The sequence below is a fragment of the Citrobacter sp. 172116965 genome (assembly GCF_013458095.1).
GTDB classification, from domain to species: domain Bacteria; phylum Pseudomonadota; class Gammaproteobacteria; order Enterobacterales; family Enterobacteriaceae; genus Citrobacter; species Citrobacter braakii.
On the sequence record NZ_CP046673.1, the window covers coordinates 3,278,435 to 3,297,194 of the forward strand.

15 protein-coding genes and 1 pseudogene are annotated in these 18,760 nt (G+C 53.9%); 6 read left to right on the plus strand and 10 right to left on the minus strand.

Annotation, left to right across the window (positions count from 1 at the left end; genetic code table 11):
• Window positions 1–2 precede the first annotated feature (2 nt).
• Window positions 3–723 (minus strand): annotated as a pseudogene (gene btsR, locus GPJ68_RS16045) (two-component system response regulator BtsR).
• Window positions 720–2,405 (minus strand): sensor histidine kinase, encoded by a 1,686-nt coding sequence (locus tag GPJ68_RS16050; protein WP_016153691.1) that lies wholly within the window; start codon window positions 2,403–2,405, stop codon window positions 720–722. Before GPJ68_RS16050 ends, btsR begins: the two are co-directional and overlap by 4 nt.
• Window positions 2,406–2,630: 225 nt before the next feature.
• Between GPJ68_RS16050 and mlrA the strand changes: the two genes are divergently transcribed.
• Together mlrA and GPJ68_RS16060 are read left to right on the plus strand one after the other, a co-directional pair.
• Window positions 2,631–3,362, plus strand: a complete 732-nt coding sequence (gene mlrA / locus GPJ68_RS16055; RefSeq protein ID WP_016153692.1) for an HTH-type transcriptional regulator MlrA — start codon at window positions 2,631–2,633, stop codon at window positions 3,360–3,362.
• Window positions 3,363–3,436: 74 nt separating this feature from the next.
• Window positions 3,437–3,544 (plus strand): protein YohO, encoded by a 108-nt coding sequence (locus GPJ68_RS16060; protein WP_003027354.1) that lies wholly within the window; start codon window positions 3,437–3,439, stop codon window positions 3,542–3,544.
• Here GPJ68_RS16060 and GPJ68_RS16065 read toward each other — a convergent pair.
• The 5 genes from GPJ68_RS16065 to bglX form a co-directional block, all read right to left on the minus strand.
• Window positions 3,525–4,256, minus strand: a complete 732-nt coding sequence (locus GPJ68_RS16065; RefSeq protein ID WP_047416222.1) for an ABC transporter permease — start codon at window positions 4,254–4,256, stop codon at window positions 3,525–3,527. The genes GPJ68_RS16060 and GPJ68_RS16065 overlap by 20 nt on opposite strands.
• Window positions 4,240–5,187: an ABC transporter ATP-binding protein gene (locus GPJ68_RS16070; RefSeq protein ID WP_016153694.1), complete on the minus strand. Its 948-nt coding sequence runs from the start codon at window positions 5,185–5,187 to the stop codon at window positions 4,240–4,242. Before GPJ68_RS16070 ends, GPJ68_RS16065 begins: the two co-directional genes overlap by 17 nt.
• Window positions 5,180–6,346: an ABC transporter permease gene (locus tag GPJ68_RS16075; RefSeq protein WP_104652184.1), complete on the minus strand. Its 1,167-nt coding sequence runs from the start codon at window positions 6,344–6,346 to the stop codon at window positions 5,180–5,182. Before GPJ68_RS16075 ends, GPJ68_RS16070 begins: the two co-directional genes overlap by 8 nt.
• Window positions 6,347–6,361: 15 nt before the next feature.
• Window positions 6,362–7,279, minus strand: a complete 918-nt coding sequence (locus tag GPJ68_RS16080) for an ABC transporter substrate-binding protein (RefSeq protein ID WP_180836864.1) — start codon at window positions 7,277–7,279, stop codon at window positions 6,362–6,364.
• Window positions 7,280–7,497: 218 nt separating this feature from the next.
• Window positions 7,498–9,795 carry a beta-glucosidase BglX gene (gene bglX, locus GPJ68_RS16085; protein ID WP_104652174.1) on the minus strand — a complete coding sequence of 766 codons (2,298 nt, stop codon included), beginning with the start codon at window positions 9,793–9,795 and terminating at the stop codon, window positions 7,498–7,500.
• Between the two features lie 232 nt (window positions 9,796–10,027).
• Between bglX and dld the strand changes: the two genes are divergently transcribed.
• Window positions 10,028–11,737 (plus strand): D-lactate dehydrogenase, encoded by a 1,710-nt coding sequence (gene dld, locus GPJ68_RS16090; protein WP_016153698.1) that lies wholly within the window; start codon window positions 10,028–10,030, stop codon window positions 11,735–11,737.
• Window positions 11,738–11,837: 100 nt separating this feature from the next.
• Here the strand turns inward: dld and pbpG are convergent, their stop codons facing one another.
• Both pbpG and GPJ68_RS16100 read right to left on the minus strand, forming a co-directional pair.
• The gene (gene pbpG, locus GPJ68_RS16095) at window positions 11,838–12,785 is read right to left on the minus strand and encodes a D-alanyl-D-alanine endopeptidase (protein ID WP_104652175.1); all 948 of its coding nucleotides are present in this window, start codon (window positions 12,783–12,785) and stop codon (window positions 11,838–11,840) included.
• A gap of 180 nt (window positions 12,786–12,965) precedes the next feature.
• Window positions 12,966–13,553, minus strand: coding sequence for a Yip1 family protein (locus tag GPJ68_RS16100; RefSeq protein ID WP_094761991.1), 588 nt, complete (start codon window positions 13,551–13,553; stop codon window positions 12,966–12,968).
• 164 nt (window positions 13,554–13,717) lie between these two features.
• Here GPJ68_RS16100 and GPJ68_RS16105 point away from each other — a divergent pair, with 164 nt between their 5' ends.
• Window positions 13,718–14,290 carry a DedA family protein gene (locus GPJ68_RS16105; RefSeq protein ID WP_016153701.1) on the plus strand — a complete coding sequence of 191 codons (573 nt, stop codon included), beginning with the start codon at window positions 13,718–13,720 and terminating at the stop codon, window positions 14,288–14,290.
• Between the two features lie 24 nt (window positions 14,291–14,314).
• Here GPJ68_RS16105 and mdtQ read toward each other — a convergent pair whose 3' ends face one another.
• Complete coding sequence (gene mdtQ, locus GPJ68_RS16110; protein WP_104652176.1) at window positions 14,315–15,754, minus strand: multidrug resistance outer membrane protein MdtQ; 1,440 nt, start codon at window positions 15,752–15,754, stop codon at window positions 14,315–14,317.
• Between the two features lie 216 nt (window positions 15,755–15,970).
• Between mdtQ and GPJ68_RS16115 the strand changes: the two genes are divergently transcribed.
• Together GPJ68_RS16115 and GPJ68_RS16120 are read left to right on the plus strand one after the other, a co-directional pair.
• Window positions 15,971–16,951: an IS5-like element ISKpn26 family transposase gene (locus GPJ68_RS16115; protein ID WP_180836783.1), complete on the plus strand. Its 981-nt coding sequence runs from the start codon at window positions 15,971–15,973 to the stop codon at window positions 16,949–16,951.
• A gap of 224 nt (window positions 16,952–17,175) precedes the next feature.
• Complete coding sequence (locus tag GPJ68_RS16120; protein WP_049041500.1) at window positions 17,176–18,726, plus strand: methyl-accepting chemotaxis protein; 1,551 nt, start codon at window positions 17,176–17,178, stop codon at window positions 18,724–18,726.
• The last annotated feature ends 34 nt before the right edge of the window (window positions 18,727–18,760 follow it).

Sequence of the window (18,760 nt, forward strand, 5' to 3'; positions counted from 1 at the left end):
TTTTACAGTCCAATCGCCTCTTTTAGGCTTTTAAGATAACGGCGGCTTACCGGAACTGTCAGCCCGTTGCGTAAAATCAGTTCGGCCTGACCGTTTTCTTCCAGACGGATCTCCCGCAATTGCGCCATATTCACCAGATACTGCCGATGGCAGCGCAGCAAAGGTGTACGGCTTTCCAGCGTTCTGAGCGTCAGTTCGGTGAAACCTTCTTTACCATCGCTGCTGGTCACATACACGCCGCTCATGCGGCTGCTGATAAACGCCACGTCATCCATTTGCAGCAGATAGATTCGGCTGTGGCCGCTGCACGGAATAAACTTCAGCGCCTGCTGATTCTCCGGCAGTAGCGATACATCCTGCTTCGTGCGCTCCTGACGCAAACGGCTCAGCGTTTTTTCCAGTCGCGCCTCTTCAATCGGTTTGAGAAGATAATCAAACGCGTGTTCTTCAAAAGCTTTCACCGCATATTCATCAAAGGCAGTAAGGAAAACAATATACGGCCGATGCTCAGGATCAAGCATGCCAACCATTTCCAGACCGCTGATACGCGGCATCTGAATATCAAAGGAACAGGACATCCGGACGCAGTTTATGTACCGCGCCGATGGCTTCCACCGCATTCGAACATTCGCCGACGATCTCGATGTCGCTTTGCGCCTGCAACAGGATCCGCAGATTCTCCCGCGCTAACGGTTCGTCATCGACAATCAGCACTTTGATCATGCCAGTTCCTCCAGAGGAAGTCGTAAAGTGATTCGGGTAAAGCGGTCAGGTTCACACGCTACGCTGATGCCAAAATCGTCGCCAAACCGCTCGCGCAGTCGTTTATCAACCAGATTCATACCCAATCCGCTGGCCTCAGACGTTGGCTGATACAACCCGGCGTTATCTTCAATATCCAGCATCAGATACTGCCCTTCGCGGCGGGCGGTAATCGACACTTCGCCGGTATCCAGTAGCTGAGAGGTACCGTGCTTAATGGCATTCTCCACAATAGGTTGTAGGGTAAAGGCAGGTAATTGCTGATACGAAAGCGCATCTGGCACCGTTAAAGTCACCTGCAGGCGCGACTGAAATCGCGCCTTTTCAATTTGCAGATAGGCATTAACGTGCTCAATTTCATCAGCCAGCGTCACAATCTCCGACGGACGTTTTAAGTTTTTGCGAAAGAACGTCGACAGATACTGCACCAGTTGGCTGGCCTGCTCGCTATCACGTCGGATCACGGCTTTGATGGTGTTGAGCGCATTAAACAAAAAATGGGGGTTCACCTGTGCATGCAGGAGTTTGATTTCCGACTGCGTAAGCATCGCTTTTTGCCGCTCATACTGCCCGGCCAGAATCTGCGCAGAAAGCAGTTGAGCGATCCCTTCCCCCAGCGTGCGGTTGATCGAGCTAAAGAGGCGGTTTTTGGCTTCATACAGTTTGATGGTCCCCATCACCCGCTGGTTTTCCCCCCGCAAAGGGATCACCAGCGTCGAGCCTAATTTGCATTGCGGGTGCAAAGAGCAGCGGTAAGGGACTTCATTCCCATCGGCATACACCACCTCTCCGGTTTCTATCGCCCGTTGGGTGTACGACGACGAAATAGGTTTTCCGGGTAGATGGTGATCGTCACCAATGCCGGTAAATGCCAGCAGCTTCTCGCGGTCGGTAATTGCCACAGCACCGATATCCAGCTCTTCATACAGCACCTGAGCGACCTTCATGCTGTTAACCTCGTTAAACCCCTGGCGCAAAATACCCTCCGTTGAGGCGGCAACTTTGAGCGCAGTGGCGGAAAAAGCAGAGGTATATTTTTCAAACATCGCCCGTTTATCGAGCAAAATACGCATAAATAAGGCTGCACCCACGGTATTCGTCACCATCATCGGCGCGGCGATATTACTGACCAGCCGAAACGCATCGTCAAACGGCCGGGCGATTAACAAGATGATCAGCATCTGCACCAGTTCGGCGACAAAAGTAATGGCACCCGCGGTCAGTGGGCTAAAGACTTTATCGGTACGGCCACGACGGGTGAGCACGCTGTGCACCAGCCCGCCGAGCAAACCTTCCACAATGGTCGAAATCATGCAACTGAGCGCCGTCATTCCGCCCATTGAATAGCGATGTAAGCCACCGGTTAGACCGACCAAACCGCCGACCACCGGGCCGCCAAGCAGCCCACCCATCACCGCGCCGATAGCACGGGTATTAGCAATAGAATCATCAATGTGCAGCCCGAAATAGGTGCCCAAAATGCAGAAAATGGAAAAGGTAACGTAGCAAAGCAGCTTGTGCGGGAGCCGGATCGTGACCTGCATCAGCGGGATAAACAAACGCGTTTTGCTCATGAGCCACGCGATAACGAGAAACACACACATCTGCTGAAGCAGCAGCAACACCAGATTAAACTCGTACATACCTGCCAACCACACATCACTTAAAAGCGCGTAACATACATGGGCTGCGCGTAACTTTCTTTGAAGTGTTGCAAAAAAAAAGGAATTTGTGAGAACGATCACTCGAAAGCGCGAGCATGACTACAAATTCACCCATTTGTTGATCAAAAAACAGACAAAACTACCTGGTTCGCAAAAGAGCGTCTAAAGTAAAACTGGGACCTCGCGAGCATAAGTGAGACGACGATGGCGCTTTACACAATAGGTGAAGTGGCTTTGCTTTGTGATATCAACCCTGTCACTTTACGCGCGTGGCAGAGGCGTTACGGATTACTGAAACCGCAGCGAACAGACGGCGGGCATCGCCTGTTTAACGACGCGGATATCGACCGGATCCGTGAGATAAAACGCTGGATAAATAACGGCGTTCAGGTCAGTAAGGTAAAAATGTTGCTCAGTAATGAGAACATTGATGTGCATAACGGCTGGCGCGAACAGCAAGAGACGCTGTTGAGCTATTTGCAAAGTAATAATCTGCATAGCCTCAGGATGTGGATCAAAGAGCGCGGTCAGGATTATCCCGCACAAACGCTCAACACCCATTTGTTCATTCCGTTACGCCGTCGCCTGCAATGTCAGCAGCCGATCCTGCAGGCGTTACTGGGGATCCTCGACGGTGTCCTCATCAACTACATCGCGATTTGTCTGGCCTCGGCGCGCAAGAAACAGGGGAAAGATGCCCTGGTTGTCGGCTGGAACATTCATGATACCACCCGCTTATGGCTGGAGGGTTGGGTAGCCAGCCAGCAGGGATGGCGCGTTGACGTCCTCGCCCACTCGCTAAACCAATTGCGACCAGAGCTGTTTGAAGGGCGAACCTTACTGGTCTGGTGCGGCGAAAGCCAAACGCCTGCTCAGCAACAACAACTGAACGAATGGCGCGCGTTAGGTCACGATATTTATCCGCTCGGTATTTAAAGCCAACCAGGATCGGCTCTTAATATTCTGTTAACAAACGTGTACAATCCTTAGATTCACATAAGGAGTGCATAATGAGCGCAGCTAAAATCGGTGTCATTACCCTCTTCCTGCTGATGGCCATCGGCGGTATCGGCGGCGTCATGCTGGCAGGCTACACATTCATTTTACGTGCCGGGTAAGGTGGCTCGCTAATCGCTCAAACCCGCGGTCAACTATCACCGCAGCCAGCGCGACCAGCAGCGCCCCCTGAATCACATAGGCGGTATTGAACCCGCTCAGGCCGATGATAATCGGCGTGCCCAACGTGTTGGCCCCGACGGTTGAGGCTATCGTAGCGGTGCCGATATTAATAATCACCGACGTGCGAATTCCCGCCAGAATAACCGGTGCCGCCAGCGGCAACTCCACTTTCCGCAGCCGCTGGCCCTGACTCATGCCCATTCCGCTGGCGATATCCATCACGCTGGGAGGAATTCCGCCGAGTCCCGCCAGAGTTGCCTGCAAAATTGGTAACACGCCATACAAAATCAGCGCGATAATCGCGGGTTCAAGCCCAAACCCCATCACCGGTACGGCGATCGCCAGCACGGCGACCGGAGGAAATGTCTGCCCCACGGCGGCAATCGTTTCCACCATCGGCCTGAATTCCGCGCCCCAGGGCCGGGTTACCGCTATTCCCGCTCCAGTGCCAATGATGACGGCAATAAGGCTTGAAATCCCAACCAACGCAAAATGACTCAACGCCAGCGCCGTAAAACTTTCCTGCTGATACACGGGACGCGGCAGCGCCGGAAATAGCGAACTAAACAGGGCCTGACTGTGGGGCAACCCCACCAACAGGATCAGAAACAGCACAACAAGCCATAGCAATGGATCAGCAAGACGTTTCACGGGTCGGCGTCTCCGAAAGCAAATCGCGAAAATGAAGCGTCCCGCAGGGCAACCCCTGCGGCGTCACGACCGGCAAGACGTCGCAGCCACGCGCCACGAACACCGACAATGCATCACGTAGCGTCATCTCATCCACCAGCGGCTCGCCGTCTGAGTGTTCGCCGCGACGGATAAAATCCCCTACCGTACGCAGTGACAACAGCCTTACTCCCAGTTCACTGCGGCCAAAAAAAGTTTGCACGAAATCATTCGCTGGCGCAGTAAGCATCGACAGCGGCGTGCCTTGCTTCACAACTTTTCCCGCATCCATCAAAATCAGATGCTCCGCCAGTCTCAGCGCCTCGTCGATATCATGCGTCACCAGCACAATGGTACGTCCCAACAAACGGTGGATACGCGTCATCTCCTGCTGCAGCGCGCCGCGGGTGACCGGGTCCAGCGCGCCAAAAGGCTCATCCATCAGTAGCACCTGCGGATCTGCGGCCAACGCTCGCGCAACCCCAACCCGCTGCTGTTGTCCACCGGAGAGCTGATGCGGATAACGGTGACGCAAACTCGCCTCGAGGCCCAGCAGCGCCATTAGTTCATCTGTTCGGTCATCAATACGTGAACGTGACCACTTTTGCAGCTGCGGTACGGTGGCAATATTCTGCGCGACAGTCCAGTGGGGAAACAAACCAATAGACTGAATCGCGTACCCCATGCGCCGTCGTAACTCCAGCACCGGCAGGCTGCGGATCTCCTCCCCGGCGAAACGGATCTGCCCGCTGTCATGTTCAACCAGCCGGTTGATCATCTTTAGCGTGGTAGACTTGCCCGAACCTGACGTGCCAATTAATACCGAAAAGCTGCCTTCTCCTAACTGCAGGTTAAGGTCGTCGACAGCTTTTTGTTGGCCATAGGTTTTACTGACATGGCGAAATTCAATCATTATTCGATACCTTTAGCAGCGCGATCCCTAAATCAAACAGCGCATCAATCAACACAGCCAGCACAACGACCGGGATCACGCCCAACAGCACTAAATCAACGGCACTACTGAGCAATCCCTGAAAGACCAGCGCGCCAAATCCCCCTGCACCAATCAGCGCGGCTATCACCGCCATTCCCACCGTCTGGACCATCACCACTCGCAAACTGCGCAAGAAGACCGGCAGCGCCAGTGGAAACTGCACCGAGATAAACCGCTGACGCGCGCTCATCCCCATCGCCCGGGCGCTTTCAAGTACATCGCGTGGAACCTGATTCAATCCAGCCACTACGCCGCGAACCAGCGGTAAGAGCGCATACAGCACCAACGCAATAAGCGCAGGCGTCAGACCGGTTCCCGCTACGCCAAGCGAACCCAGCAAGGGAAAGTGCTTCACCAGTCCGGCAAGCGGCGCAATTAACAGGCCAAACAGCGCGACGGAGGGAATAGTCTGGATGATGTTCAGTACCGCGAATACCGGCCCCTGACGGGAGACAGAAAAAGTACACCAGACGCCCAGCGGCACGCCAATGAGCAGCGCGGGCACCACGGTAGCGAACAAAATCGTCAGATGCTGCGCCAGCGCGTCGTTAAAGACATCCTGGCGATTGGCATATTCTTTAAGCAGAGAAAGATCGTTAAACGTACCGGAGAGCAGTAACACCAGCGGCAAAATGAATATTTGTGCGTGCAATAACCAACGCCACGACGCCTGTTCGGTGATGCGACGAATGGCGTCACTGGCTGCCAGCAGCATCAGTCCCAGCCCTAACCAGAACCCGCTGCCCAGGCTGGTTCTGGCCAGCGGGCTACCCGTCTGAGCCAGATACGTTGCCGTTGTGCCGGCGATGACCAGCGCCGCAATCACCAACAGTTGGCTAACAATAAGCGTCAATATATTGCCGGATTTTCCCGGTACAAAGCACAGAAGAAACAGCAACACACAGGCCGCCGCTAATCCCCATGCCATGTCGGGTTGGATATCCCAGAGTTGACGCCCTTCACCGGAAACCAGGCGATTGGGAGCATAGCTGATGAAAGGAAGCGCTGCCGCCGCGATGGTCAGAAACACCAGCAGCAACAGCACCCGATTTACTAAAATATTCGACAAAACACCCACCTGCTGCAAACTCCGTTACTTCACCCATCCTTTTTGCTTCAGGTAGTCTGCTGCGACTTTTTTCGCATCCAGCCCCTCCACGGCGATACTGGCATTCAGCCGTTGCAGCGTTTTTTCATCCAGGCTGGCAAATACCGGTTGTAGCCATTCTGCCATTTGCGGGTAGTCCTGCAGCACCGATTCACGCACAACGGGCGCTGGCGCATAAATGGGCTGGACCCCTTGCGGATCGCTTAATGTTTGCAGACCGAGCGCCGCAACCGGACCATCGGTACCGTAGGCCATCGCCGCATTGACCCCAGAGGTCTGCTGCGCCGCTGCTTTAATCGTCACCGCGGTATCCCCCCCCGCCAGCGACAACAGCTGATTCTGATTCAGTTTGAAATCATAGGCTTTTTCAAAGGCAGGCAGCGCGTCAGCCCGTTCGATAAATTCCGCAGAGGCGGCAAGTTTGAACGTCCCCCCGTCTTTCAGGTAACGGCCTAAATCGGCAAGGGACTCAAGCTTATTCTTTTGTGCGATATCCTGGCGAACCGCAATGGTCCAGGTGTTGTTGGCGGGCGCAGGCGTTAGCCAGATCAGCTTATTTTGCTCTGCGTCCAGCTTTTTCACTTTGTCATAACCGGCCTGCGCATTTTTCCATGCAGGATCATTCTCATCTTTAAAAAAGAATGCGCCATTGCCGGTATATTCCGGATAAATATCCAGTTCACCAGAGGTGATTGCCCCACGCACCACCGGAGTGGTACCCAGCTGTACTTTATTAACGGTTTTCACGCCGTGACTTTCGAGCACCTGCAAAATAATGTTGCCGAGCAGCGCCCCTTCGGTATCTATTTTTGAACCGACCGTGACGGGTGACGCGGCCTGTAAGGGCAAGCTGATCGCGGCTAATAACTCCAGCGAACCCACCCAAACTTTTGAAATTATCATGCTGCACTCCTCATTCTTTTACGGCCCTTTTCAGAGACTTGTGGAAAAAGCATAGTCGAAAAATCAAGCCTTAACCTGGCAATTGGGTAGTAACACTGCGAGTTACTCGCGCTAAGGCGATAATACAATAAAAAAAATCCGGCAAACCCAAAGTGAGTTTACCGGATGGTACGATTTCGCGGGCCTGATAAGCGTCACGCTATCAGGCATGATATCAATTACAGCAGTTCAAATTCGCCCTGCTTCACTCTGGCAGAATCCACGCCGATAAAGACGTTGAACTTGCCCGGTTCGGCATCGTATTGCATACGCTGGTTCCAGAATTTCAGCGCTTCAACATCAATTGGGAAGCTAACGGTTTGGGTTTCACCCGGCTTAAGATTCACCTTCTCAAAACCTTTCAGCTGTTTTACCGGACGACTCATTGAAGCGGTAACATCCTGCAAATACAGCTGAATCACCGTCGCACCTTCGCGTTTGCCGGTGTTGGTCACCTGCACGCTGGCCGTCACGGTCCCGTCACGCTTCATCGTCGGAGAAGAGAGTTTCACATCAGAAACCGTGAATGTGGTGTAGCTCAGGCCATAGCCAAAGGGATACAACGGACCGTTCGCTTCGTCAAAGTAGCGCGACGTGTACTTATTCGGCTTATCGGCATTATACGGGCGACCGGTATTGAGATGGCTGTAATAGACCGGGATCTGTCCGACAGAGCGCGGGAAAGACATCGGCAACTTGCCTGACGGGTTGTAATCGCCAAACAGCACATCGGCGATGGCGTTACCGCCTTCCGTCCCGGCAAACCAGGTTTCGAGGATCGCATCGGCCTGTTGATCTTCCTTAACCAGCGCCAGCGGACGACCGTTCATCAGTACCAGAACCAGCGGTTTACCCGTGGCTTTAAGCGCGGTAATCAGGTCACGCTGACTCTGCGGAATGGTGATATCGGTGCGGCTGGAGGCTTCATGCGCCATTCCCTGCGCTTCACCAACTACCGCGACGACTACGTCAGACTGCTTCGCGGCGCTAACGGCTTCATCAATCATCGCCTGCGGCGAACGCGGGTCAACCTTCACCGCCTCTTCATACTGGTTGAGGAAGTCGACAATGCCTTTGTCGTTGGTGATGTTCGCCCCTTTGGCGTATACCACTTTGCCCTGCTCGCCGATGGCATTTTTAATCCCCGTCAGCACCGTTACTGACTGATCGGCAACCCCGGCAGCAGACCAACTGCCCATCACATCACGCTTGCTGTCGGCCAGCGGACCGACAACCGCTACGGTGGCGGATTTTTTCAGCGGCAATGTTTCCAGACGGTTTTTCAGCAGCACCAGGCTTTCACGCGCCACTTCACGCGCCTCTTTGCGGTGCAAACGGCTTTCCGCGTTGGTGTCCTGCGGGTCAGATTCTTTAGCCCCCAGATGGCTGTACGGATCGTTAAACAGCCCCATATCATATTTCACGTTCAGCACATGACGCGCAGCGTCGTCCAGCTCCGCCATCGTCACCTTACCTGACTTAATCAACCCCGGCAGGTATTTGCTGTAATACTCATCGCTCATGCTCATGTTGATGCCGGACTTGATCGCCACACGCACCGCATCTTCAGGATCGGCGGCAGTGCCGTGCTTAATCAGTTCCTTAATCGCGCCATGATCGGAAACGGTAATGCCCTTAAAGCCCCACTCATCGCGCAGGACGTCTTTTAACAGCCATGCATCCGAAGTCGCCGGCGTGCCGTTCAGCGAATTAAGCCCCACCATCACCGCACCGCTACCGGCGTCCAGTCCGGCTTTGTACGGTGGCATATAGTCGTTGAACAAACGCTGCGGGCTCATATCGACAGTGTTGTATTCCTTGCCGCCTTCAACCGCGCCATAGGCGGCATAGTGCTTGACGCTGGTCATCACCGAATAGCGATCGGCCGGGCTTTTACCCTGCATCGCTTCCACCATGGTTTTGCCCATCGTGGCGGTCAAATACGTATCTTCGCCAAACCCTTCCGAGGCGCGGCCCCAGCGCGGATCGCGCGAGACATCGACCATCGGCGCCCAGGTCATATTCAGACCATCATCGGCGGCTTCATACGCAGACACTCGACCAACGGTTCTGACCGCATCAAGATTAAAGGAGGATGCCAGACCGAGGCTTATCGGGAATACGGTACGCTGACCGTGCAATACGTCGTAGGCAAAAAAGAGAGGGATTTTCAGGCGGCTGAGATCCATCACCTGATCCTGCATTTTGCGGATATCCTGGCGCGTGACGGTGTTAAAAATTGCCCCAACCTGCCCGTCTTTGATCATCTCGCGGATGGCTTCTTTCGGGTTATCAGGCCCGACGCTTATCAAACGCAGTTGCCCAATTTTCTCATCCACGGTCATCTGCTTAAGTAAATCGGTAACGAAGGCATCCCGCGCCTCTGGCGTCAGTGGATGGTTACCAAACAGAGTGTCCGCCAACGCTGGTTGCAATGCCAGACTCACCGCGACACCTACAGAACATAGCCATTTCATGTTGATTCTCTCTTTATTTTTTCCCGACGAGGCAGCGAAAATATAACAAAAACCGCAGTTTGCCGTAAGACTAAACGGGAGCGATAAAGAAAGCTAAGGTTATTCTCCTAATTTTCGAAACCAGCGCGAATCAGTAAAAGACGAACCAGAGACAATATGAATGAGAAAGCGTATTGTCATACAAAGCGCTATGCTTGTTCCTGATATTGAGTCCCACCACAAGGAGTGGAGAATGTCTTCCATTACAACAGATAATAAAGCTTTCCTGAATGAACTGACCCGTCTGGTGGGTCATTCACACCTGCTGACAGAACCTGCTAAAACCGCCCGCTATCGCAAGGGATTCCGCTCCGGCCAGGGCGATGCGCTTGCCGTCGTGTTCCCCGGGTCGCTTTTAGAACTGTGGCGCGTTTTGAGCGCCTGCGTCGCCGCGGATAAAATTATCCTGATGCAGGCCGCTAACACCGGCCTGACCGAAGGATCTACGCCGAGCGGTAATGATTACGACCGCGAGATTGTCATTATCAGCACCCTGCGTCTTGATAAGCTGCACGTCATCGGCAAAGGTGAACAGGTGCTGGCCTATCCAGGAACCACGCTCTATTCGCTGGAAAAAGCGCTCAAACCGTTTGGCCGTGAACCGCATTCGGTAATCGGATCTTCCTGTATCGGCGCTTCGGTTATCGGTGGCATTTGCAACAACTCCGGCGGCTCGCTGGTACAGCGCGGCCCGGCATACACGGAGATGTCGCTGTTTGCGCGTATTGACGAACAGGGAAAATTACAGCTGGTTAACCATCTGGGTATTGAGCTGGGCCAGACCCCGGAGCAGATCCTGAGCAAACTGGATGACGAGCGTATTAGAGATGACGATGTCCGCCACGACGGGCGTCACGCGCACGATCATGACTACGTTACCCGCGTCAGAGATATCGACGCAGACACGCCCGCACGCTATAACGCTGACCCGGATCGCTTGTTTGAATCGTCCGGTTGTGCAGGCAAACTCGCGGTCTTTGCCGTGCGTCTGGACACCTTCGAAGCCGAAAAAAACCAGCAGGTCTTTTACATCGGCACCAACCAGCCAGAGGTGCTGACGGAGATCCGCCGTCATATTCTGGCAAAATTCGAGCATCTGCCGGTCGCCGGTGAATATATGCACCGCGATATTTACGACATCGCTGAGCAATACGGCAAAGATACGTTTCTGATGATCGACAAGCTCGGCACCGACAAAATGCCGTTCTTCTTCACCCTGAAAGGTCGCACCGATGCGATGCTGGAAAAAGTGAAAATTTTCCGTCCTCACTTCACCGACCGGGCAATGCAGAAATTTGGTCATTTGTTCCCCAGCCACTTACCGGCGCGCATGAAAAGCTGGCGCGATAAGTACGAGCATCACCTGCTATTAAAAATGGCCGGTGGCGGCGTGGCTGAAGCCCAAAACTGGCTAAGCGAGTATTTCAAAACCGCTGAAGGCGACTTCTTTGCCTGTACGGCGGAAGAAGGCAGCAAGGCGTTCTTGCACCGCTTCGCGGCGGCTGGCGCGGCTATTCGTTATCAGGCCGTGCATGCGGATGAGGTGGAAGATATTCTGGCGCTGGATATCGCGCTGCGCCGTAACGACACCGAATGGTACGAGCATCTGCCCCCAGAGATCGACAGTCAACTGGTGCACAAACTCTATTACGGTCACTTTATGTGTTACGTTTTCCATCAGGATTACATCGTGAAAAAGGGCGTGGATGCGCATGCGCTAAAAGAGCAGATGCTGGAACTCCTGCGCGAGCGTGGGGCGCAGTATCCGGCAGAGCATAACGTCGGGCATCTGTATCAGGCGCCGGAAACCTTGACCCGTTTTTACCGTGAGAATGACCCCACCAACAGTATGAATCCGGGTATTGGGAAAACGAGTAAGCAGAAGTTCTGGAAAGAATCGTAAATATGAAAAAGATAAGCGCTACCGGGCATGTTGCCGGGGCGCTTCGCTTGCCCGGCCTACTGCTATATTCGCTATGCGTAGGCCGGAAAAGATATCTTATTTAATCGTTCTGCGCGGTTTGCTCGCCCTTCGCCGAACCTGCCGCCGCCATCTGTGCAGCTTTTTGCTTTTTATAGCTCAGCGCCGCCGCCGGAACCGGCATCACCTTGCCCGTTTCAATCCAGGTACGTAAACGGCTGGCATCGGCAAAGTGAGTATATTTGCCAAAGGCATCCATCACCACCAGCGCCACCGGCTTGTTGTTAATCACCGTGCGCATCACCAGACAGTGACCTGCCGCATTGGTAAACCCGGTTTTCGTTAACTGAATATTCCAGTTATCGCGGTATACCAGATGGTTGGTGTTACGAAACGGCAGCGTATACGCAGGGTTGGCAAACGTCGCCATATCTTCACGCGTGGTACTTAGCTGGCCGATCAGCGGATACTGTTTGCTGGCGATCAGCAGCTTGGTTAAGTCACGGGCGGTCGAGACATTGTGAATCGACAAGCCAGTGGGTTCCACAAAGCGTGTCTGAGTCATGCCGAGCGCTTTCGCTTTGGCATTCATGGCGTTGATAAACGCGTTGTATCCGCCCGGGTAATGATGCGCCAGACTCGCCGCCGCACGGTTTTCTGATGACATCAGCGCCAGCAGTAACATGTCTTTACGGCTGATTTCGCTGTTCAGTCGTACGCGAGAGTAAATGCCTTTCATCTCCGGCGTCTGGCTAATATCGACTTTCAGCTTTTCATTCAGCGGCAGTCGTGCATCAAGCACCACCATCGCCGTCATTAATTTGGTAATCGACGCAATCGGACGCACAAGGTCCGGGTGGTTCGAATAGATAACTTTGTTGGTATTCAGATCAACGATCATCGCGCTACCGGACGCTATCTCAGGTTGAGAAGCCGCTGCGGTAGTTGCCGTTTTCGCCACGGCTTGGGGTGCAAAAGGAACGGCCAGCACCAGGGCAAGGCTTAATAATGAAACTCGGAATTTCAGCATGATGAGATTTCTGATAATGGTTCACGCACGTCACAACGCACACCGCCAGAGATTAAGTATTATCTCAAGCTAGCTCAGGCATCATAGCGATCCGGCAGGTTTGCTGCCACAGGAGAATCGTCTCGAAATGCTGCGTTGCTGACTTTTACGTCAACAACGCAGCGTAGACAGGTTTATCCGTCAGAATAACCGATAGCCGTAACCCCACAGGATTACCGTAATAGCCAGCAGAACCTCCAGTACCAGCACACCGATTGCCAGCGTCGAACTGGAAAAACTCAACCCTTCCTCACGAGTGATATTCAGGAACGTTGGAATGCCGAGATAAAGTAAATAGCCGGTGTAAAACAGCGCGAGAGTCCCGACTAATGCGCACAGCCAGACCAGCGGATAAAGTGCGACCAGCCCGCTTAAAAACAGCGGCGTCGCGACATATCCGGCAAAGACCATACAATGCGCCAGCGACGGACGCTGCGGGTAGTTACGCGCCATCCACCAGATAACCCGGCCCATAACGGCAACGCCCGCCAGCATCACCCCGTAAAACAGAATCGCCATTGCAAATCCAGTCAACAGGGATAATTTCAGGATATTGCCATCGCCAAAATCCCAGCCGATTTGTGTGGTACCGATGAACGCACAAATAACCGGGATTGCCGCCATCAGCAGTACATGGTGGGTATAGTGATGCGAAACGCTTTCGTTTTCGCTGTTGATCACATGCATTTCACGATCGGGATGGGAAAACAGCCCCCAGACATGGTTCATACCGCCCCCTTCTTGTCAGCTCCGGACCTCAACAGTTCAAGTATAATTCAGCTTTGGATTAATTTTTGTACAACAACAAAAATGACGAACCGCTAATTCAGCGCTTTTAAACCCCACGATGATTCACAGGGTGTATGCTTAACGTCGGGAGGTCATCCGGACATATGGATATAAACAGTCTTATTGCACATTACGGTTACGCCGCATTGGTCATTGGCAGTTTGGCCGAAGGTGAAACCATTACCCTGCTGGGCGGCGTGGCGGCACATCAGGGATTACTTAAATTTCCTCTGGTGGTTATCTCTGTGGCCCTGGGCGGGATGATTGGCGATCAATTGCTGTATCTGCTTGGGCGTCGTTACGGTGGAAAAATTTTGCGTCGTTTCTCAAAACATCGCGACAAAATCCGCCGGGCGCAGAAAATGATCCAGCGCCGTCCTTATCTGTTCGTAATTGGCACCCGTTTTATGTATGGTTTTCGCGTGATCGGCCCGTTGCTGATTGGCGCAAGCCATTTGCCGCCTAAAATTTTCCTGCCGTTGAATATCCTGGGGGCGCTGGCGTGGGCGCTGATATTTACCACTCTGGGTTACGTGGGGGGAGAAGTCATTGCGCCGTGGCTACACAATCTCGACCAGCATATTAAGCACTGGATATGGCTGGCTCTGGTGATTGTGCTGGTGCCAGGCGTTCGGTGGTGGTTAAAAAAACGCAGCAGCAAAAGTACGGCCCGGTAGCGCGATGTCTACCGGGCGGGTGCGTTACGAAGCGCGGTAGCCGCCCCCCAGCGCACGGTTCAACTGGATTGAGGCATCCAGCCATTGTCCTTGTAAAAGCAGAGCGTTGCACCGTTCACGTAATGCCGGGATCTTTGCCTCACTGACCCGGGAGCCCGCAATAATTCCGGCATTGAAGCGCGCCTGCGCCAGACCCACTACGCGCAGTGCATCATGCTCAATCTGCTGCTGATGCTGATTCTTCTGCGCCAGGGTTTCTACCTGCGATGCTGCACGCGCCACGTCATTCACCGCATCCACCACGGCTTTGTTGTAATTCGCCACCGTCAGGTTGCTTTGCGCTTGAGTAATGTCGAGATTCGCGTTCAGCCTGCCGCTATCAAAGATAGGTAGCGTCAGCCCGGCCGTTACGCCCATTTGCTGCGCGGAATGGCGAAACAAGTCGCTCAGATGTAACGCATCCTGTTGTAAAAATGCCATCAGATTTACATCGGGATAAAACGCCGCTTTCGCCGCATCAATGCTGCTCAGCGATGACTCAATGTACCAGTACGCCGCCTGCAAATCCGGTCGGCGGGCCAGCAGCGAATAACCTAGCTGGGACGGGAGCTGGCTTTCCACCGCGGGCAGCGGGGTCGAATGGAGTTTCAGGGCTGTGGACTGCGAGTTGGTCAGCGCGCTCAACCGCGCTTCAATCACCTTCATTTTACCGCTGACATCGTTCAGCTGCTGCTCTGTTTTGCTGGAATCGATATCGGTTTCAACGCCTTCCACCGAAGAAGTAAGACCATTTTGATACAGTTGACGATCGACGTTAATGACGTTCTGCTGCTCGGTTTCGATTTGCGTCAACACGGTTTTCAGCCCGGCCTGCGTTTGCCATTCCCAGTAAAGACGAGCCACACCACTCGCCAGCACCTGTCGCGTTTGCTCGCGCTCGGCTTCACGCGCCTTAACGGCCCCAATACGTGCCGTCACTTCGGCCCGATTTTTACCCCACAGATCCAGATTCCAGCCAGCAGTTAAACCCAAGGTGCCGTTGGTGTACCACGGCCCGGTCGTCCCGGCGGCCGGATCGGTAATGGCAAACGGACCCATCAGCCCTTCGGCTGACATTCTCTGACGCTCCACATCTGCAGAGAAATCGATCTCCGGGCCATCCTGCGCCTCCACAGCCTTAGCCTGCGCCTCCGCCAGTTGAATGCGCTGTTCCGCGACCTGCATATCAGGAGAGTTTCGTAACGTGCTGTCAATCAGCGCATTAAGCTGGGGGTCATGGTATGCCTTCCACCATTGGCTGTCCGGCCAGCCATTTTTTAACGCCGCAGGCAATGTGGTATCGACATTCGCAGCGGGGGTCTGCTGTGACAGAGACTGGCGGTCATCATGCATCGGCGCGCAACCTGACATCAAAATAAAAAGCGGCAACAATGCCGTCGTGACAAAAGCAGAATTACGATTCATGGAGAGACACAGGTAAGAAAAGATGTGCTGAGATTACGACTTGTCGCGTTTCCTTTTTTAGTTACGCGTGGCAATACACCTTTGGCAATAAAAATATATAATCGGAAAAATATACACCAAACAAATAATTTAGATTAATTAATTTTAAGGAAGGTGCGAACAAGTTCCTGATATGAGATCATCATATTCATCCGGAGCGCATCCCAGAGGGACATCATGAGCCATCAACTCACCTTCGCCGATAGTGAATTCAGCACTAAGCGCCGTCAGACCCGAAAAGAGATTTTCCTCTCCCGCATGGAGCAGATTCTGCCATGGCAGAATATGACCGCTGTCATCGAGCCGTTTTATCCCAAGGCGGGCAATGGCCGACGGCCCTATCCGCTGGAGACCATGCTGCGTATTCACTGCATGCAGCATTGGTACAACCTGAGCGACGGTGCCATGGAAGATGCCCTGTACGAAATCGCCTCCATGCGCCTGTTTGCCCGATTATCCCTGGATAGCGCCCTGCCGGATCGCACCACCATCATGAATTTCCGCCACCTGCTCGAGCAGCATCAACTGGCCCGTCAATTGTTCAAGACCATCAGTCGCTGGCTGGCCGAAGCAGGCGTCATGATGACCCAAGGCACTTTGGTGGATGCCACCATCATTGAGGCACCCAGCTCTACCAGGAACAAAGAGCAGCAACGCGATCCGGAGATGCATCAGACCAAGAAAGGCAATCAGTGGCACTTTGGCATGAAGGCCCACATTGGTGTCGATGCCAAGAGTGGCCTGACCCACAGCCTAGTCACCACCGCGGCCAACGAGCATGACCTCAATCAGCTGGGTAATCTGCTTCATGGAGAGGAGCAATTTGTCTCAGCCGATGCCGGCTACCAAGGAGCGCCACAGCGCGAGGAGCTGGCCGAGGTGGATGTGGACTGGCTGATCGCCGAGCGTCCCGGCAGGGTAAAAACCTTGAAGCAGCATCCGCGCAAGAACAAAACGGCCATCAACATCGAATACATGAAAGCCAGCATCCGTGCCAGGGTGGAGCACCCGTTTCGCATCATCAAGCGGCAGTTCGGCTTCGTGAAAGCCAGATACAAGGGGCTGCTGAAAAACGATAACCAACTGGCGATGTTATTCACCCTGGCCAACCTGTTTCGGGTGGACCAAATGATACGTCAGTGGGAGAGATCTCAGTAAAAACCGGAAATAACGCCAGAAATGGTGGAAAAAATAGCCTAAATAGGCTGATTCGATGTGTTTGCGGGAAAAAAATCGGCCCAGATCCGCGAAATTTTAATCAGCGAGTCAGCTTGGGAAGAAATGACCTGCTTATTCGCACCTTCCCTAAATAAATAACTTTAATTCAATATTAAGGGGCGGATGCCGATAACACTTTAGACCGTTTTATATCTGAGGTAGTTATGTCGTTGAAAAAGTCGTCCCTTGCCATTCTGCTCGCTTTGCTGTTTTTCTTTGTTGCCAGTGCCGCAACCAATGTCTGGCTGGCCATTAAAAGCAATGATTCACTGGATAACGTGAATAAAGAGATCCAGGTGGTGTTATCCATTATCGATCCCATTAACCACAGCCGTACCCTGCGCGTGCGGGTCATGGAGTACATGAAGCAGGCGGAGAGCGGAGATACCGCCGGTCTTGCGGAGAAGCTGGACTCGGTAAAGCTGGCGCTGACCAAGGCCGATGGCGCGTTTGCCGCCTTTAATGCCGCGCCGCGTCTGGCGGATGAAGCTCCGTTAGTGAAAAATTACGACGACGCCTGGCTTGCCTACCGTAATCAGGGACTGGCACCGCTGATTGATGCGGCCTCGGCGCATGACGCGGCAAAATTTGATGCCCTGATCCCGCAGATCTCCCGTCTCGACCGCCAGTACGAAATCGTCCTCGACCAGGTGCTCTCCGTGCACCAGAAATACGCGAAACAGCTGAATGACGATGCGCGATCCCACTTTGCCTCTGGCTTAACCATTATTGCCGCCTTTGCTGCGCTGTTTGTGGTGGTGATTATCGGCGTGAGCGTACTGATGAAGCGGTTTGTCTTTGCCCCGATTAACCTGGCGCGGGCGCACTGCAGCCAGATCGCTGCCGGTCAGCTGACGGAAGCGGTGCCGCAAAAAGCGGGCTCGAACAACGAAATCGATCTGCTGATGGGCTCGATGGAGCAGATGCGTCTGGCCCTGCTGGAGACTATCTCTCAGGTGCGTGAAGCCTGCCGTACCGTCAATTACGCTTCGCAGGAAATTGCCTCCGGCAACATCGATCTGGCCTCGCGTACCGAGCAGCAGGCGTCAGCCCTGACGGAAACCGCCGCCAGCATGGAGCAGCTGAGCGCTACCGTCGCCAATAATACCGACAATGTGTATCAGGCCGGGAAGCTGGTGCAGGATGCGGTGAATAACGCCCGCACGGGGGAGGCCGTGACCCGCGAGGTGATCGAGACCATGAACACCATCGCCGCTAACTCCCAGCGTATCGAAGATATTACCAGCGTGATTAACAGCATCGCCTTCCAGACCAATATTCTGGCGTTGAACGCCGCGGTTGAAGCCGCCCGCGCCGGCACCCAGGGACGGGGATTTGCGGTGGTGGCAACGGAAGTCCGTACCCTGGCGCAGAAGAGCGCCGTGGCGGCGAAGGATATCGAAAACCTGATCGCCCAGTCGGTCTCCAGCGTGAAAAACGGTTCTCAGCTGGTGAATCGCTCGGGGGAGGTGATCCATGCCATTATCAATTCGGTCAATAAGGTGAACGCGCTGATGGAGCAGATCTCGGTGGCGTCGGAAGAGCAGAGCCGTGGCATCGGCCAGGTCGGCCAGGCGGTAACCGAGATGGACGGCGTCACCCAGCAAAACGCCGCCCTGGTGCAGGAGTCCGCGGCCGCGGCCGCCTCGCTGGAAGAGCAGGCGAAACACCTGACCCAGAGCATCGCCAGCTTCAGACTGCCGGAACCGGCATAATTCCTCCCTGTAGCCCTTAATGCCCGGCGGCGCT

Coding starts and splice junctions, on each gene's coding strand:
- GPJ68_RS16050 (WP_016153691.1), bottom strand. CDS start 2,405: ATGTACGAGTTTAATCTGGTGTTGCTGCTGCTTCAGCAGATGTGTGTG.
- mlrA (WP_016153692.1), top strand. CDS start 2,631: ATGGCGCTTTACACAATAGGTGAAGTGGCTTTGCTTTGTGATATCAAC.
- GPJ68_RS16060 (WP_003027354.1), top strand. CDS start 3,437: ATGAGCGCAGCTAAAATCGGTGTCATTACCCTCTTCCTGCTGATGGCC.
- GPJ68_RS16070 (WP_016153694.1), bottom strand. CDS start 5,187: ATGATTGAATTTCGCCATGTCAGTAAAACCTATGGCCAACAAAAAGCT.
- GPJ68_RS16080 (WP_180836864.1), bottom strand. CDS start 7,279: ATGATAATTTCAAAAGTTTGGGTGGGTTCGCTGGAGTTATTAGCCGCG.
- bglX (WP_104652174.1), bottom strand. CDS start 9,795: ATGAAATGGCTATGTTCTGTAGGTGTCGCGGTGAGTCTGGCATTGCAA.
- dld (WP_016153698.1), top strand. CDS start 10,028: ATGTCTTCCATTACAACAGATAATAAAGCTTTCCTGAATGAACTGACC.
- pbpG (WP_104652175.1), bottom strand. CDS start 12,785: ATGCTGAAATTCCGAGTTTCATTATTAAGCCTTGCCCTGGTGCTGGCC.
- GPJ68_RS16100 (WP_094761991.1), bottom strand. CDS start 13,553: ATGAACCATGTCTGGGGGCTGTTTTCCCATCCCGATCGTGAAATGCAT.
- GPJ68_RS16105 (WP_016153701.1), top strand. CDS start 13,718: ATGGATATAAACAGTCTTATTGCACATTACGGTTACGCCGCATTGGTC.
- mdtQ (WP_104652176.1), bottom strand. CDS start 15,754: ATGAATCGTAATTCTGCTTTTGTCACGACGGCATTGTTGCCGCTTTTT.
- GPJ68_RS16115 (WP_180836783.1), top strand. CDS start 15,971: ATGAGCCATCAACTCACCTTCGCCGATAGTGAATTCAGCACTAAGCGC.
- GPJ68_RS16120 (WP_049041500.1), top strand. CDS start 17,176: ATGTCGTTGAAAAAGTCGTCCCTTGCCATTCTGCTCGCTTTGCTGTTT.